At 43.8% G+C, this 17,012-nt stretch carries 12 protein-coding genes; 11 read left to right on the top strand and 1 reads right to left on the bottom strand.

All coding sequences use genetic code 11. The annotated features are described in order from the left end of the window. Positions 1-68 precede the first annotated feature (68 nt). The 4 genes from AC1DCV_RS09075 (at position 69) to AC1DCV_RS09060 (ending at position 8,341) form a co-directional block, all read left to right on the top strand. Entirely contained in the window at positions 69-1,253 is a 1,185-nt protein-coding gene (locus AC1DCV_RS09075; protein ID WP_477022907.1) for a FecR family protein, read from the top strand. 113 nt (positions 1,254-1,366) lie between these two features. Next, positions 1,367-5,104 (top strand): SusC/RagA family TonB-linked outer membrane protein, encoded by a 3,738-nt coding sequence (locus AC1DCV_RS09070; protein ID WP_477022906.1) that lies wholly within the window; start codon positions 1,367-1,369, stop codon positions 5,102-5,104. Between the two features lie 19 nt (positions 5,105-5,123). Next, a complete protein-coding gene (locus AC1DCV_RS09065; RefSeq protein WP_477022905.1) occupies positions 5,124-6,965 on the top strand; it encodes a SusD/RagB family nutrient-binding outer membrane lipoprotein in 1,842 nt (613 codons plus the stop codon). A 452-nt stretch (positions 6,966-7,417) separates the two neighbouring features. Next, positions 7,418-8,341, top strand: coding sequence for a DUF1266 domain-containing protein (locus AC1DCV_RS09060; protein ID WP_441573792.1), 924 nt, complete (start codon positions 7,418-7,420; stop codon positions 8,339-8,341). Here the strand turns inward: AC1DCV_RS09060 and AC1DCV_RS09055 are convergent. Further along, entirely contained in the window at positions 8,338-9,234 is an 897-nt protein-coding gene (locus AC1DCV_RS09055; protein ID WP_477022904.1) for a hypothetical protein, read from the bottom strand. The genes AC1DCV_RS09060 and AC1DCV_RS09055 overlap by 4 nt on opposite strands. A 106-nt stretch (positions 9,235-9,340) precedes the next feature. Here AC1DCV_RS09055 and AC1DCV_RS09050 point away from each other — a divergent pair, with 106 nt between their 5' ends. The 7 genes from AC1DCV_RS09050 (at position 9,341) to AC1DCV_RS09020 (ending at position 16,918) form a co-directional block, all read left to right on the top strand. After that, positions 9,341-10,090 (top strand): glycine-rich domain-containing protein, encoded by a 750-nt coding sequence (locus AC1DCV_RS09050; RefSeq protein WP_477022903.1) that lies wholly within the window; start codon positions 9,341-9,343, stop codon positions 10,088-10,090. Between the two features lie 17 nt (positions 10,091-10,107). Continuing rightward, the gene (locus AC1DCV_RS09045) at positions 10,108-10,482 is read left to right on the top strand and encodes a hypothetical protein (RefSeq protein WP_477022902.1); all 375 of its coding nucleotides are present in this window, start codon (positions 10,108-10,110) and stop codon (positions 10,480-10,482) included. 621 nt (positions 10,483-11,103) lie between these two features. Continuing rightward, positions 11,104-12,207, top strand: coding sequence for a sensor histidine kinase (locus AC1DCV_RS09040; protein ID WP_477022901.1), 1,104 nt, complete (start codon positions 11,104-11,106; stop codon positions 12,205-12,207). 5 nt (positions 12,208-12,212) lie between these two features. Beyond that, complete coding sequence (locus AC1DCV_RS09035) at positions 12,213-12,965, top strand: LytR/AlgR family response regulator transcription factor (protein ID WP_477022900.1); 753 nt, start codon at positions 12,213-12,215, stop codon at positions 12,963-12,965. Between the two features lie 130 nt (positions 12,966-13,095). Then, a complete protein-coding gene (locus tag AC1DCV_RS09030; protein ID WP_477022899.1) occupies positions 13,096-13,287 on the top strand; it encodes a hypothetical protein in 192 nt (63 codons plus the stop codon). A gap of 46 nt (positions 13,288-13,333) precedes the next feature. Then, the gene (locus AC1DCV_RS09025) at positions 13,334-13,708 is read left to right on the top strand and encodes a response regulator (protein WP_477022898.1); all 375 of its coding nucleotides are present in this window, start codon (positions 13,334-13,336) and stop codon (positions 13,706-13,708) included. Positions 13,709-13,792: 84 nt separating this feature from the next. Further along, complete coding sequence (locus tag AC1DCV_RS09020; RefSeq protein ID WP_477022897.1) at positions 13,793-16,918, top strand: lantibiotic dehydratase; 3,126 nt, start codon at positions 13,793-13,795, stop codon at positions 16,916-16,918. The last annotated feature ends 94 nt before the right edge of the window (positions 16,919-17,012 follow it).

Here is a 17,012-nt window from a genome sequence, read left to right as displayed (position 1 = left end):
ATTAGTTATCGTTCCTTTTTTACTCGTCTTACTAACAGGAGAATGCTTTTTATCACAATTGTTGCATTATGGATAACGGTCCTGTTCATACGTGGAAGTACCTGTTGGCGCAATATCTCGACAACAGGATTTCAAAGGAGGAGTTAGCGGAACTACTGCGTAAGGCAGGAGAGGAGGAAGATATGGAGATGCTCACCATCGTATTGAAAGAACAATGGGAAGCCTCCAGAGACGCAACAGACCATAGTGGACGGGACTGGGATGCAAAGTTCACTACGATGATGGCGGAGGCTCCGCAAATACAGGACCATCGCCCGGTAAGACGGCTCCTGAAAATAGCCGTGGCAGCCAGTATCGCTGCATTGATTGCCATAAGTGGTTATTTCTTCTCTTTTAAAAAAACAACAACACCACCGTCAATAACGTCGACGACTAAACGCAGAGATATCGCACCCGGGACAACAGGTGGTATTTTGGTATTGGCCAATGGTCAGCAAATTGCACTGGACAGTGCCGGCAATGGATTGCTGGCGCTACAGGGAAGTACCAAAGTGACCAATCGTCAGGGAAAAATCGTTTATAATGCCTCCGGCGGGAATAGTGAACAACTATTTAACACGGTAGTAACCCCAAGAAGCAAACAGTATCAGTTGGTATTGGCTGATGGCAGCAGTGTTTGGTTAAATGCTGCTTCCTCTGTTCGTTTTCCTGCTGCCTTTTCCGGCAATGTAAGAAAGGTAGAGATCACAGGGGAAGCCTATTTTGAAGTGGCTCCCCTGTTGCGTAATGGAAAGAAAGTACCTTTTATTGTATCCACCCGCGGCATGGAAGTGCAGGTACTGGGTACACACTTTAACGTAAATGCCTATCCGGACGAACGTACTATTAAAACCACCTTGCTGGAAGGCAGCGTTGTTGTCACCAAAGGGAATGCCAAACAGATGCTGAAGCCCGGTGAACAGGCACAGTTGAATCCCGGAAACAATATTGTATTATATAAAGATGTGGACACCGATGGAGAGGTAGCCTGGAAAAATGGATATTTCTCTTTTGATCAGGCCGACCTGAGCAGTGTAATGCGGCAAATTGCCCGCTGGTACGATGTGGAAATMGTATACGGAGGCAAGGTGCCGAACCGCCGCTTTGGAGGGGAAATTTCACGTACTTCCAATGTATCACAGGTGTTGAAGATACTGGAAGAGAGCAAAGTACATTTCAGAATAGAAGAAAAAAGGATCATCGTATTGCCATAATAAAAAACCGCTCTGAGGTGAGAGTCAGAGCGGCAAATAGTTCTGGAGAATACTAGTTATAACAATTTGTAGGGACGAATTGCTAATTACTCAACCAAAACCACTACTAAAGTATGAAAAAAAATCTACGTACCGCCTGGTATTTCAGCCGTCGCGTACTGCCCAAAACGCTCCTGTTTATGAAGCTAACAGCCATTCTGATTATGGCCGCCTGTCTGCAGATTAGTGCAAAAGGTTACTCACAGAAAATCACACTGGCCGAAAAAAATGTACGGCTGGGAAAAGTGTTCCGCGCTATAAAAAAACAAACCGGGTATTCCTTTTTCTTCGATGAATCCTGGATGCGACAGGCAGATGCCGTTACAATTGATGTAAAAGATGCTTCCCTGGAAGCTACACTGGACATATGTTTTAAAAACCAGCCACTCACCTATACCATTGTTGGCAGCACAGTGGTAGTAAAACAAAAAGAAGAAAATCAGCAAAACAATATCGATCACGATATGGCCCTGGTAGCCGAAATCAGCGGAGTGATTACCGATATGGATAAACATCCGCTGGCAGGGGTATCTATCAAAATAAAAGGTACCAACAAGGGCACTATCAGCAACTCGAATGGTGAATTTACCCTCCATGCCGAACCCGGTGACGTACTGGAGATCAGTTTTGTAGGATATAAAAAACAGGAAATAAAAGTAGGAGATAATACCAAACTGTCTGTAAAGATGGAACCCTCCAGCAGCGGATTGGGAGAAGTAGTAGTAACCGCACTGGGCATCGGTAAAAACGATAAAACAGTAGGTTATGCACTTACTACTGTAAAAGGTGAAGAACTCACCCGCACCAATTCCGTGAACCCGATTACTGCCCTGCAAGGTAAAGTAGCCGGTGTGAATATCAGCGTAATGACAGCGGCTGGCGTGCAAACATCTCCCTTTATCCAGATCAGAGGAGCCAAAGTATTAGGTACACCAGGTAATAACGTGAACCAGCCCATTTTTGTGATAGATGGAAATGTGATTACTAATAACGTATCAGATGCAGATAACGCCGATGCGGGTTCTCAGCTGAAAAACCTGAACCCCGATGATTATGAATCCATCACTGTACTGAAAGGAGCGGCAGCTACCTCTATCTACGGTTCCAGAGGTATTAACGGCGCCATCGTTATTACTACTAAAAAAGCAAAGGCAGGAGACGGGTTTTTAATTGAAGTCAACTCTACTTATCAGAAGGAAAGCGTGTATCGGGCACCAATGGATTTACAAAATGTATATGGTCAGGGAGACTATGTAGAAAGAGAAGGTAATTTCAGACCAGATGGCACACAAACCAAAACAGATGCCAGCTGGGGACCTTTAATGGATGGTAGTTTACACCCCGCTGCTTTTAATCCCAAAAAGATGGTGCCTTATTCACCACAACCCAACAACTGGAAAACATTTTACCAGGATGGTAATTACATTAATAATAATATTGCTATCAGCAGCGCTACTGATAAGTTTAACTATCGCCTGTCGTATTCCAACAACTATACCAATGGTTTATTGCCAAACAATGGCATGAAAAGAAACTCCGTTGATTTAAAAATCGGCGCCAGATTAAATAAAGTATTTTCTACCGACTTCGGCATCAGTTATTCCAATACAGAAGCAAAGAACTTCTTCTCCCAGGGTCGTTACTATTATGGCGGGGGACAAAATCTGGCATTTAATACCTACTACCTGCCAAGAAATATAGACTTTGGTGATTGGTATAAAACGTATCGCGCACCAGACAATACACCTGATTATGCAGATACCTACGCCAATCTTGGTGCGGCGGTGAATGCGTTTTCAAGGTTTGATAAGAATAATTATTTCCGTCACGAAAATTCCATACTGGGATACATGCAGCTGAAAGCACAGGTAAACCCCTGGCTGGACCTGTCTGCCAGAGGTAATTTCAACTTCTATAAAATACGTACAGAAGAAAAAGACTATGGTAATGGTACTAATAATACCGGCGGTTATTATTCATCCGGAGGCAGCTATACCAGCGATTACACGTTGCTGTTTATGGCACATGCCACTAAAGATGTCATGAATAAAGACCTGAACATCGACTTCCGTTTATACAATGAAATTTATGGAGACAGACTCGGCGAAAGCTACGGAGCCTCCACCAATGGTCAGCTGAGCGTACCCAATGTTTTTTTCCTGGGTAACTCTTCCCTGAATATTCAAAACCAGTATTATTACGGTTCTACCAGTGTGCCGGGCCCCAGATATCCTTCCCAGTTAACGATTGGTGTTGGTGGTATCCTCAACCTGAATTACAAACAATTCCTGAACCTGGAAATCACCGGACGTAACGACTGGAGATCTACCCTGACTTATCCGGTAGCAGCCATCGGCGCGAAGAATAATTATTCTATTTTTTATCCTTCTGCTAACCTCTCTTATTCTTTCTATGATCATTTCGAGAAGAGTATGCCAGGATGGATTTCTTCCGGCAGACTGCGGGCTTCCCTGGCATATGTAGGTAACTCTGGTATTGCCGGTGCCTACCAGACAGGTGTTGGTTATTCTCCAGGCACTATCCTTAATCAGAACGGTGCTTCTGTTGGTACTGCCACACAATACAATGCTAACGTAAAACCTAACCTGGACCTGAGAGCGCAGATCTCCCGTACCTGGGAGTTTGGTACCAATTTCGGTTTGTTAAAAGACCTGATCAATGTGGATTTTGCCTGGTATAAAACCAATACTTTCCACCAGTTGATTAACCTGGCCGGTGTACCGGAAACAGGTTACAGCCAGGTATTCTTTAACGCCGGTAATATCCAGAACAAAGGATGGGAATTGTTAGTGAACATTTCACCTATCCGTAGTAAAAACTGGGGATTGGATTTTGCGGTGAACTTAGGACATAATAAGAGCAAGATTATTGAGTTTGGTAATGGTATCAAAGACTGGAACCTCAGTGATAACTATGAAGGTGTAAGTGTACATGCCTATGAAGGTGGTGACTTTGGTGTATTGACTACAAATGTGGGTGACTACCTGGCCAGCACCAAAAATGATCCTAAAACTGGATTCCCACTGATTACTTATGGCGGCAGAATTACAAGCCCTGCTGGCCAGTATGATATGGTGAACTATAACCTGGTGCAGTTACCGGGTGGATCTGCAGCGCCGAAAATGGGTAAAGTAGAACCAGATTTAACAGGTGGTATAAGTGCTACTGTGAGATATAAAAACTTCAGTTTATTTACACAGGTGGATGGCCGCTTTGGTGGTTATGTATATTCAGAATCTTATGCTTATGCCATGGGACAGGGTACACCAAAAAATTCCCTGCAGTACCGCGACCAGGCTCACGGAGGCGTAGCACGTACCGATCCGCAGTGGAATGGTGGAAAACCCATGTATGATGGCGTAATTCCAAATGCAGTATTTGACGAAGGACAGATGAGTCCATTACAACCAGCTGTCAGCATTGCCGGCATGACCTTTAAAGAAGCTTATGACAAAGGGTTGGTAGAACCTTTTAAAGCGTCTTTATACTATAATACTTTTTACGGATGGGAAACCAATCTGAATAACAATGGTACTATCAGCAAAAATTCCTGGGTAATGCTGCGTGAAATCACGCTGGGATACCGGTTACCTGCTGCGATTAYCAATTCCATTCATTTGAAGGGAGCGAGGTTAACGTTAACTGCCCGCAACGTTGGTTATTTGTACAGAACATTGACTGGTGGCCAGAATCCGGCGTCTCTCCAAAGTAATGATCCATTCAGGCCGTTCATTACCGGTGGGGTACCTTTTTCCCGCAACTATGCAGCAACCCTCCACATTTCTCTGTAAAACAACTAATACATAGACGATGAAAAAAACTAATAAATATATACTTGGATTACTTACCCTCGCTTTGGTAAGTCAGTCATGCAAAAAGACGCTGATAGATATTAACACCAATCCGAATTTACTGCCGGATGTAAATCCGGAGTTCCTGTTCACCGGGGCTACCGTAGATATTGATATCAATGGACGTGACCGCCCCGCACAAAGGTATGGAGCCACCTTAAGCTATATGCAGTATGTGGTACCAGATGCGGTGACTAACAGCAGTCTTTCCGGAAAGTATGCTGATCCTGCCAAGAGCACCGGTCCTAATCCGAATTTCTTTTTTTACAGCGACTACTTCAATTCCACTGGTCGCGATATGCACCGGATCATCGACAAGATCAATTCCCTGCCAGATGCTGCCAAGGCTACTTACCAGGGATTGAAAGCGATTTGTTCTATTGTGGATGTATATCATGCGTGGAGAGTAGCTGACATTTTCGGTGCATTACCTTACAGCCAGGCATTCAATGATGCGCAATATCCTTTACCGCAATACGATTATGATTTTAACCTGTATAAGGTGTTTGATCAACAATTGAAAGATGCGGCTACTTTGTTAAAAAATAATACGACCAACCAGTTTGCGCTGGGCAACCAGGATTTATTCTATGGTGGCGATTATGGAGAGTGGCTGGGTCTTGCCAATACGTTGCGTATTAAGATTGCACAACGTTATGAAAAACGTGACGCTGCGAATTTAGCAGCGGTGCTGAATGATGTGGCAACTAATTTTGCGGGTAAACTGATTGCTCCTTCTTTATCAGATCCTACCAATGATGGATCGTTCGCCATCAATCATACCCGCGACTGGAATAATAATGTGGATGATATCAACGTGATCCTGTTTAATTATAATGCGTCTTTTTCTTTTGTGGAATACCTGAAATCCACGAATGATCCACGTATTGGATTTATGATCCGGCAAAATGATATGGGCAATAACAGTAACCAGTATCTGACTGTGAAAGTGAATGGGGATGCGGCATCGCAGGCTGCACTGGCATTGCCGGAAAACCAGGTACGTTACTGGGGTAAGCATGCATCTCCTGCCTCTGCTGGTGATGCTACTTATGGTCCTACCGGTTTAGACAGGAATAAAACATTTACTCTGAAAGATGGTACTACGCAGAATCTGCTCTTCTTATCGGCTATTCAAACCCGTTTGTTTGTGAAGAACGGTGGTTTTGGTGGATTTGATCAGCGTTCCAAGCAAGTCCTGATGCATACGGATGAACCTTATTCTGATGGGTCTACCATTAAAATGAAATCTTTCTTTGTTACGTATGCAGAAACCTGTTTTATGATGGCAGAGATAGCAGAAAAAGGTGGTAATGGCCTGGGACAAACTGCTTCACAATGGTTTTACAAAGGCGTACAGGCTTCCTTTAATCAATACCAGGCTTTTGCGGTGGCTACCAAAGTACCGAATGCAGATGCCATCAGTATTGGTGCATTTGCCACACCTGCCGGTATTCCTTACAAAGGGTTACCCAGTATTTATTCACAATCCTGGGTGCATTTCTTAATGCAGCCGGATGAAGCATGGGCTATGTGGAAACGTACTGGTTATCCACAGTTCACAGATGTAAGACCAGGTAATAACGGTAAAATAGGAGATGGATCTTCTATTGCTTACCTGGAAAACTTATGGGATGGTGGTAAGAATTTACTGATTGCCCGCCGTAATAGTCTGAATGTGAGTTCTACGCTCAACCAGGATAATTACAATACAGCGGTGCAAACGATGATAGCAAAAGATCCTGCTTATGGCGCCGGTGCAGCCGATACCAAGGGCAGAATATGGTGGGATAAAAATTAAGTGTATTAGTGGTGAATCCATGTTGGGAGGAGAAGGGCAGGCCATGAGGCCTGCTCTTTGTTGTTTATATAGGCAGATGGTTTAAGTCCCTTTACTATGAAAGGTTATCTCTGTTTGTTATTAGCGTGTATTCTTTACAGTTATCATCCGGCTATTCTCGCATTATATATTCAGAATAATAGCACAAGATAAGATTGTCTGTATGGATTTCACAGGGAAAGCCGTTATTCCGGGCAGGCAACTATCACCCGCCACTGCAAGGTAAGCGCAGCAGACAGTTTTCCACTTCTGGGGCAATTCCCGGGAGGCCCCGATTTTTATAGCGATAATCATGGATACTAAGAGATATTAATTATATTTGACATGTAAAAAAATTCTATGAAAAAACTTTTATGTAATTTTACCCGTAAATACCAGAGAGTCAAATAGCCATAACCCTTAACCGAATCCTTATGGATCAGCCTCATTCTATGGACCAATACTGGCAACAACTGCGTGATATGGGATTTACCGAAGACGCGATAGCCCTGTACAAGCAACAGATGGAACAAGCCATCGAGCATAATAATGACTGGAGCGCACAGATGAACATGTTCGCTGAGAATATAAAGCAGTTTAACCAGATGTTTTCCGGTGATGATGCTGACGTGAATGATATGGACGAAGAGCCCCTTCAGGTGGTGTTAAATCCCAATACACGCCTGGACATAGCCCAACAATGGGCAGTTGCCTGCGGGGCAGATATTGCTTTTGTAAACCGTCAATACCTCAACGATATTACCACTGGTTTGGATAAGCATGACTGCCGTGAGCAGTTGTCGGAGTGGTGGGACATAGATAGTACGGAAGAATTACAGGAGATGATTGCCTGGCTGCAGGACAGTGGTCACCGTATAGAGTACGATATTATATGGCAGGCCATTAATACCGTGTCTATGAAGGAAAGCAAGGCTTTTTTAAGAGAGTATATTGCCACTAACGAACTGGAAGAAGCTGTGGTGATGGAGCGTTTACGCAACACCCGTGATGCGCTGGAATTGTTCCGGGAAAAGAAGCTGATTGATAAAGACTTACAGCCCGATATGCTGATCTGGGATTTTGGCCGTATCATTAATCTGAGCCGTGCCGGCTATGATGCCGGGTATATCACTTATGACCAGGCATTGGAATATATTATGTGGGGGATATCGCTTATCAGAAGAACGTATACTTCCTGGAGGCATCTTTCTATTTCTTATCAGTTTGCCCGTTGTGTATGGAATGGCATAGAAATGGGCAGTTTTGAAACATTGCACAATAACATGGAGTACTTGCTGGTAGCGCCGGACAGCCCCTGGAAGGTACTGTCATTCAGCAACACGCAGCAGTTATCTTAATGTTCCGTAATCCTGTTTAGCTCACTGTCTTTCAGGTGCAGCAGAATATGTTGAGGTAGTAGTGGGCTGTCGAAGGCCAGGTCTACAGATGTTTTCTCAAAGTCTTTTACTTTCGCCACCCGGTGAAATATTTCATAGAGTGCAATAGGTTCTTCATTAAAGCTTACACAGGTGCTGACAAAGTTCAGTTCATTAATGGCATAGCCGGGTCTTTTCATTTTATCCTCTACATCTTTCAGCCGGCCTATAAAATGACGTTGACGGATAAACGTAGTACTGTTCATGATAATAAATATATAGCTGGCATAAGACGTTATTTTACCATAGTACATATGGTTGTCTTTGCCGGTGCGCTCCACGAGGTATTCATCTCCCGATTTATAAATTTCCAAAGCAGAACGCCAGATACGTTCTGTTGCTTTTTTCCCTGACTTATAAGGCAGATTGCGGTTATAGCAATACCAGTATCCTACCAGGTGATCCAGTAACTGATGGTTGGTGGTGGCCAGTGGAATATTGATTTTCAGTTCATGAAAAGGAAATATTTCTGTCGCGTTGTTGATAAAGTCGATGTAGCTGTTAAATCCCAGGGATACTGCTATCACATTGAGTTTGGAGAAATTGGGACTGCTGATGGAAGACAGGGCAGATTGATTTTTAGCGGTTTTCAGTTTCCGGATGATGAGGTGTTCATAGAAATAGTTATCACCAAATAAAGGGGGAGGTGCGCTTAATTTTTTATGCCGCTGCTGTTTGGTAATAACGGTATTGAATTCTGTCACAATAAAACTCCATTCCGTCTTTGAAACGTCTTCCCAGCTTATTTTTTTGAGGTATTGATGCGCTATGTAATTCATTAAGCGCTCCAGGTTAAGCAATTCTTCCTTACTCATAATAATACGATTATAATACAGATATAAGCCTCCGTAAGATATGCAGAATACTTAAGTCTTGCGGCATTAACTGATATTTATATCAACAAAATAAAACAAGAAAATTATGATGAAAAACAATCACTTTGTAGCCTTATCGCCGGGCACGCTGCTATGGCAGCAAATCAGCGATTTCCGGCTGGATGATCCGGATGCAGCGCTTCCCTTTTCCAAAAAGCTGGCCAGGGAAAACAAATGGGATGCAGCTTTTACGCAAAAGGCCATCCAGGAATACAAACGATTTATTTACCTCTGCTGTATTTCTCCTACCGGCGCTTCGCCTTCAGATATAGTGGATAAGGTATGGCACCAGCACTTAATCTACACGCAAAATTACTGGGAGGCCTTTTGTGAAAAAACACTCGGAAAAAAAATCCACCATTATCCTTCCTCTGGCGGGCCATCCGAAAAGCAGAAATACAAAGCGTGGGAGGAAAGCACCCGGCAACAGTACCGGCAATATTTCGGTGAAGATCCTCCCGCAGCCATCTGGCCCGATCATTCTACTCCCCGATTGTCACCTGCAGTAAAGCGATTATCTCTGTTTCGCAAATATTGGTTAACCTTACTTCTCTTCTTGCTTTCCTTCTTTTTATTTCCCGGCTGTAGTAACGCCAGCCTCCCAGGCTTCGTTATCGTTGTGTTCCTTGTTTTGGGATCCTTCGGTGCATTCACAGTGAATAAGGACGATAAAGGCACAAATAAAAAAGATGCGGGGGGAGGCAGTAGCTGCAGCAGCGGGAGCAGTTGTGGCAGTAGTTGTGGCAGCAGTTGCGGAAGTGGCTGCGGGGGCGGCTGCGGAGGATGTGGTTCCTGAAAATTTAAAACAATATCATGAAAGAAAAAATGATTGTCCCTACCTGGGGATATGTATTCCTTCTGATCGTTATATTTGCTCCTTTTCTGTACGTATATGCAATAACGGCGCAGTGGAGTCCTTTTACAGTGAAAGGATCCCTATTTTTGCAGTTTTATGGGATTTGTTTAGGCGGCAGTTGCCTGGCAATATTATTACCTCGTTTATTCGACTCTCTGGCTGATTTTTATGTGCCATTGAAATGGTTGTTTATTTTTATGCTGGTTTTAGGATTGGCAAGACTTTGTCAGGGTATTTATCACCATAAGCCGGTGGGGTACCTGGTGTTGATGCTGATAGCAGAATGGGGAGTATGGCAACTGGGAAGAATGGGATATAATGAAAAGAGATAGACGGATGTCTATCTCTTTAGGAGCTGTAGGGGATTCTCATAGTGTTTACATAGAATAGAATAACATTAGCAGGTAGATATTATTACCCTTCATTTAATATTAGTTTTTGGAGCAACGCAGGATGAAATATGCTAGGTTTTCTGACCAGATTGGTGTAATATTATTTAATTAGTTTATATAAAGTGACAATGGTAACAACAATGGATGAAAGTATAATGATTGCAAGTTGTTGCGCAACTTCACCCTTGTTTTTTAAATATTTTTAATGCAAAGATCTTTTAGTCACTATTGTATCTGGCTGTACTTCAAAAGTCAGCATTATAAATTAGCCTTTTAAACTTATTAGATGAAGTGACTCATAAACGCGATGAAAATGCTGTTGTATCCAACATTGTATACTTTAGGGAGTACTGGAAGGGGCTAATAATGTGTAAGTTATAGACTAAAAGTGATATTTGTATAATTATATTATTTGATATGATAAAGAAAATTCGAATTGATAATGTATTTTTATATTACTTACCTGCTGCGTAGTGTAAAATTTTATATATAAGGGATAAGATGCTAGCTTTTTTTAGAAGTAAGACCAGTGCAAAGCCGCCTGATATCAGCCGAAAATTAATGGAATGGTTTTCATTCTTTTTGTCTGATAAATATTATGCAACCAATATCCGGATATGGTCTCATGTGCTCATGTGGACTTGTTTGTCTGTGCTGTACGGGCTTATGATGAGTTCCAACTTTACGGTATCTATCAGCGTGAGCATCCTGTTTATGATCAGGAATATCCTGGGGGCCATGTTTTTCTTTTACACAGCATTTTACTTTATCATCCCTAAAGTATTGCTGAAAGGCTATTTTTTCCTGGCACTGTTATGTTTTTGCGGTCCTTTTTTTTTCTGGTCTGTTATCAATTATTTGTGCGCGCTGTATGCGGTTAATTTCCTGGTGATAAATGATCCTTCCCTGCGGGATTTTCTGCATCGGGTAGTGGACGCGGGCTGGCTGGATACATTTGCGCCCGATCATATGCTGAAGATTTTCTTTCCGGTGGTGATGACAACTGCGCCGGCTTTGTCATTGAAGCTGATATTGGATGTTATCCGGGGATCTACCCGTACATTGCGGTTGGAACGGGATAACCTGAACCTGGAAGTGAGCTTTCTGCGCTCGCAACTGAATCCGCATTTCCTGTTCAACACATTGAATAATATTTACTCTTTATCCATCCGCAACGACGCCCTGGCATCGGATCTGATTATGCACTTGTCTGAAATGATGCGTTATACACTGTATGATTCCAATACAGACAAGGTACCACTGGATATGGAGGCAGAGTTCCTGAAAAACTATGTAGAGCTGGAAAGCGTGCGGTATGGAAAAAATGCCAGTATCCGGTTTGATTGCGACACAGACCGGATGGGAGAACGGCAGATAGCCCCGTTGCTGATGTTTCCCTTTGTAGAAAATGCCTTTAAATATTCACATAGCACTAACTCAGATAAATGCTGGATTCATGCCTCTCTCGAAGTGGAGGCGCATCAACTGAAATTTGAAATCTCTAATAGTAAGGGAGAAATGGCCGCCGGTAAAAAAGTACAGGGTGGCATTGGTCTTAGTAATACCCGGAAACGACTTATTCTGTTGTATCCAAATGAGCATACTTTATTTATAGAAAATAATCCCGAATATTACAAAGTTGTCTTGACACTAACGCTGAACTAAAAAATATGGATCAAGTAATTACCTGCCTTGTAGTGGATGACGAGCCCTTTGCAAGAGACCTGATGGAAAATTACATTGGACGGGTTCCCTATCTGCAACCTGTAGCCTTTTGTGAAAATGCTTTTGATGCCATTAATGAATTACAGCGGCAATCCGTTGACCTGCTGTTTTCAGATATACAGATGCCAAATATCAACGGCATAGAAATGATCCGTTCACTCAGCAATCCACCATTTGTTATTTTTACCACTGCTTCAAAAGAACATGCTATTGCAGGTTTTGAACTCGATGCGGTCGATTACCTGGTAAAACCTATTTCATTTGAAAGATTTCTGAAAGCAGTTAATAAAGCCCGTAATAATATCAGTCAGCGGTTGCAGCAGTCGTCCGTTGCGGAGCCTGTGAAGCCTAAACCTACACCGTCTAACCACCTTTTTGTAAAAGATAATAATAAGTTAACCAAGGTCCTTTTCGATGATATTTACTACGTGGAAGGGATGAAGGACTATATCAAAATTGTATGTAAAGACAAAAGTATCATTACTTACATGCGCATGAAAGTAATGGAAGATGTACTGCCACCAGACCAGTTCATGCGTATCCACAAATCTTACATCATCCGGCTGCAGGCTATTAAGTCCATTATGGGAAACACCGTGGAAGTGATCAATGGACAAACTGTTATCATTTCCAAAGCCTCCCGTCAGGATCTTAAGCGCTTACTCGGCATTGCTAACTACAATGATGATGATGAGTAACAATCCTACCGCGTAATAGTAGCAGTTGGTCGAAAATAACCGGAATTACGTCTAATAAAATATGTGGTTTAATATCTAAGGGCGAGCTTAGGTGATTGATAGCTGTCGTCAATCATTAAAAATATATCTTATGTCAAAAATGAATGCGTCTGTAAATAATCGTCCTGTGTTAATGTTAGAGAAACAAATTATTTCAAAAGCTGATGTTTCTACGATTGAAAATATGAGTGCTTCCGATAAATCAGGTGTAAGAATGGCAGATTCAAGTTTTCCCACCATTCCAACTACCTGGGGAGCTTCCCCGGCTGTTTCAGAAGCGTAACCCGCTGGTGCTTACTATTCCTAATTGTTTAACCCTTTGGTATAAAATGCAATACAGATGTGCCATAGTAGATGACGAGCCTCTGGCATTAGACATACTGGAAAGCTATATCCAACGAACTTCCTATTTGAAACTTGTAAAAAAGGCATCAGAGTTAGATACGATCGATAACCTGATCACCGAAAGAAAAGTGGACGTTGTTTTTCTGGATGTTAATTTAAGAGGAAATACAAGAGATATTATAGCGCAGTTCCTAAAAAAGGACTGCGTTTTTATTCTTGTGACCGCTTATTCCAGCCGTGAAGTAGCCTCCCTCTGCTGGAAGGAAAAGAGGGGATACCTCGGTAAACCAGCCAGCTACAAGAAGTTTGTACATGAAATGGAGAGAGTAATTCCCGGTATCAAAATAGCCGTTACCTGACATCATAAAAAACCTTTTATCTTTATTTAAGCATACTGATCGGGAAATATTCATTTCCCACTAAACTAAGTATGTTTGAATGATATGTCCCTGCTTACTAGTTGCGGCTTTTACCTGCTCAGAATGCCGCTGTTGTCATGTGAAGAAGTACTCCGCTTACACCGAAGGAGTCATAATAATCAGGCGTCTTTTATAGCGGCGATCAGGGAAACGTATACCCGCCCACTGTTGCAGGAAGCTGTTTTCCTGGCCAGTCCGGCCCTGCATGCCGAAATGCTGAAGTGGCTGGCAGAACCGGACAGCCACCTTAAATTGCCCATGGCCCTCTATCGCTACCTCCTGAGAATGAGTGCCCGCTGTACACCTTACGGATTATTTGCTGGTTGTATGACTGGTTATATTGGTGATTATCCATCGGAATTTTCGTCTGCCACCGCCAACAGCCATCATAAAGTGGCTCGTTTGGACATGGAATACCTGTCTGAGCTGGTGAATGAACTGGTACAACAGCCGGAACTCCGGCAGCAATTGCGCTTTTACCCAAACAACAGTCTGTATGAAATCGGGTACTCTATCCGCTATTTTGAGTACCAGTTACGGGATAAAAAAAGACATTATTTTCTCAGCGCCTTCACACAAAACGATTATATCACGGCTATATTAACCGCCGCCAGGGCAGGCACCCGGATAGATCAACTGGTAGCGGAACTGGGTAAACTGGATATTTCTCCGGAAGAAGCCCTTCCTTTTATTGAATCCCTGATCAGCAACCAGATCCTGGTAACCGGTTTAACGCCGGCTATTACCAGCCAGGACAGCCTTTCTGCGCTCATCGGGGAGTTACAGGCCTGCGGGCAGCCACCAGCGGGTTTGCCCGTCCTGCAGCGCATACAGCAACTACTTCCCCTGCAAACAGCCGGAGTGCAACATTACCTGGAAATTAAAACGCTGCTGGCAGAAAATTTTCCCACTATCACCGCCAAAGATCCGGTACAGGTAGATCTTTTCTTCCAGCCTGCCACTGCCCATCTTTCTAACCAGGTAATGGATCGGCTGTTGCACCGACTGGAGCGGCTTGCGGTACTGGGTACCCGGGGAATGCCTGCCGATCTGCAAACTTTTAAACAACAATTTCTTCAACAATATGAGCAACGGGAAATTCCCCTGATGATGGCATTGGACAGCGAATCCGGCATCGGTTACGGGATTGTATCGGGAGATCATTCCAGCTACACCCCGCTGATCGACGATCTTGTAATGCCCGCCGGCAAAAGAAAGGACACCATTTCCTGGAATGCGCAGGCGAAGTTCGTGTTGCAGCAATTCCTGCTGGCACAACAGCAGCAGGCAATGGTTATCCACATTACAGATACAGACCTGGATGCACTGAAAGAGGTCACGGAGGCCCCGGTACTACCACCTTTTCTTTCACTGTTAGGATCCCTGATCGCTAAGGATGCCGCTGCACTCGATAGTGGCGACTTCCAGTTGTTGCTCCGGTCCTGCAACGGTCCCAACGCCCTGGCACTGCTGGGACGATTTGCTACCGGTAATGAGGCCCTGCAAGCAAAGCTGAAAGAGTTTGTTGCCATGGAACAGGCCCTGGAAAAAGACTGTATCCTGGCAGAAGTGGTGCATTTACCGGAAGGCCGTACCGGCAACGTATTATTACGGCCATCCCTATACGATTATGAAATCCCTTTTCTCGGAAACGGCAGTGTGGCCGAGGAGTTTCAACTACCCGTCAGTGATTTGTATGTATCGGTACGCAATAACAGGGTGGTATTGCGTTCTGCGCGGCTGGACAGGGAAGTATTGCCGCGGCTTACCAGCGCACATAATTTTACCAGGGGATTATCGGCCTACCGGTTTTTATGTGATTTGCAGCAACAGCAGGCATTATCGATTCATTGGAATTGGGGGCAGCTGACAGAACAACCATTTCTACCACGAGTTGTATACCAGGAAATTATACTCGAAAGAGCCAGGTGGTATATTTCCAAACAGCGTTTCGAAGCGCTGTTACAGCAACATTCTCCGGAAGCCGCCCTGCAGCTGCTGAAAGAGCAATATCATATGCCAGACCTGGTGCTTCTATCAGAAGGCGATAATGACCTGTTGATCGATCTCCGCAGTGTATTCGCTGGAATGTTGTTAACGGATAAACTGAAGAAGGGGAACGTGGTGTTATATGAGCAGTTGTTTAATGAGGATACCCGTTTGCAGGCGAATGAAAGCGGCTTTTTCTGTAATGAAGTGATTATACCGATTTGCAATACAGGATACAAGGCCCCCTCTGTGGTCTGGGAGGGCAGCCTTGATAAGGCTTCACCTGTCAGGGACGCAGTGGGCGTTACGAAACGAAGCTTTCCTCCGGGCAGTGAATGGCTATATGTAAAGATTTACTGTGGCACTAAATGGATGGATAAACTATTGGTAAATGAGTTGGCGCCGCTGATAAACCGGCTGCAGGCGGCGCAGCTAACAGATCATTGGTTCTTTATCCGCTTCCGGGATCCGGACCATCATCTCCGTATCCGTTTTCATTTACCACATTACCGGGATAGCAGTCCTGTTATTATTCAGCAGTTGCAGGAGGTGATAGCCCCTTACCTGGAAAATGATATTGTACAGAAGATACAATTCGACACCTATATAAGAGAACTGGAGCGCTATGGGGCAGATGTAATGGAATTGAGTGAACAATTCTTTTTTCACGACAGTATGGCGGCTGTCCGTTTATTGTCGCTGATATCCGGCACGGAAACAAGTGATCGCTGGTTATTGGCGATGAAGGGAGCTGATGACCTGCTGACACATTTCGGCTACGGACCTTTAATGAAACTACAATTATTCCGGGAGCTGCAACAACAGTTTTTTGCAGAGCATTACGGAGATGCTGCGTTGCTGCGGCAATTGAATGATAAGTACCGGCAACATACACGGCTCATTGCGACGGTATTGGATAATAACGGCAACGATTATACGCTGCCGGCAGCGTCGGCAGAAATATTGCATGTGCGCGGTGCGGCCCTGAGAGATCTGGCGGGTAAAGTGACGGCGGTCAGGGCATCTGCAACGGCAGCGCTGCTGCCGCATTATCTGCATATGTTCCTGAACAGGATGTTCAGCGCCAATGCCCGGTTGCAGGAGCTGGTGATGTATCATTACCTGATGAAGTACTATGCCTCGAAGGTGGCGAGAGGCTAAGGTAGCCCAGCCACAAATGCCATTTATCCAATATTTACGGATTAAATAAAAACCTTATTATTTTTACAGAACAGGATTTGAAAACCCTCTTATT

The organism is Chitinophaga sp. 10T418, assembly GCF_056394125.1.
This window is presented reverse-complemented; position numbering and strand designations above follow the sequence as displayed.

What these genes read in the sequence shown, in the direction of transcription:
- AC1DCV_RS09020 (WP_477022897.1), top strand. Translation starts at nt 13,793, where the DNA reads ATGTCCCTGCTTACTAGTTGCGGCTTTTACCTGCTCAGAATGCCGCTG.
- AC1DCV_RS09055 (WP_477022904.1), bottom strand. Translation starts at nt 9,234, where the DNA reads ATGAGTAAGGAAGAATTGCTTAACCTGGAGCGCTTAATGAATTACATA.
- AC1DCV_RS09025 (WP_477022898.1), top strand. Translation starts at nt 13,334, where the DNA reads ATGCAATACAGATGTGCCATAGTAGATGACGAGCCTCTGGCATTAGAC.
- AC1DCV_RS09035 (WP_477022900.1), top strand. Translation starts at nt 12,213, where the DNA reads ATGGATCAAGTAATTACCTGCCTTGTAGTGGATGACGAGCCCTTTGCA.
- AC1DCV_RS09060 (WP_441573792.1), top strand. Translation starts at nt 7,418, where the DNA reads ATGGATCAGCCTCATTCTATGGACCAATACTGGCAACAACTGCGTGAT.
- AC1DCV_RS09050 (WP_477022903.1), top strand. Translation starts at nt 9,341, where the DNA reads ATGATGAAAAACAATCACTTTGTAGCCTTATCGCCGGGCACGCTGCTA.
- AC1DCV_RS09040 (WP_477022901.1), top strand. Translation starts at nt 11,104, where the DNA reads ATGGAATGGTTTTCATTCTTTTTGTCTGATAAATATTATGCAACCAAT.
- AC1DCV_RS09065 (WP_477022905.1), top strand. Translation starts at nt 5,124, where the DNA reads ATGAAAAAAACTAATAAATATATACTTGGATTACTTACCCTCGCTTTG.
- AC1DCV_RS09030 (WP_477022899.1), top strand. Translation starts at nt 13,096, where the DNA reads ATGTCAAAAATGAATGCGTCTGTAAATAATCGTCCTGTGTTAATGTTA.
- AC1DCV_RS09045 (WP_477022902.1), top strand. Translation starts at nt 10,108, where the DNA reads ATGAAAGAAAAAATGATTGTCCCTACCTGGGGATATGTATTCCTTCTG.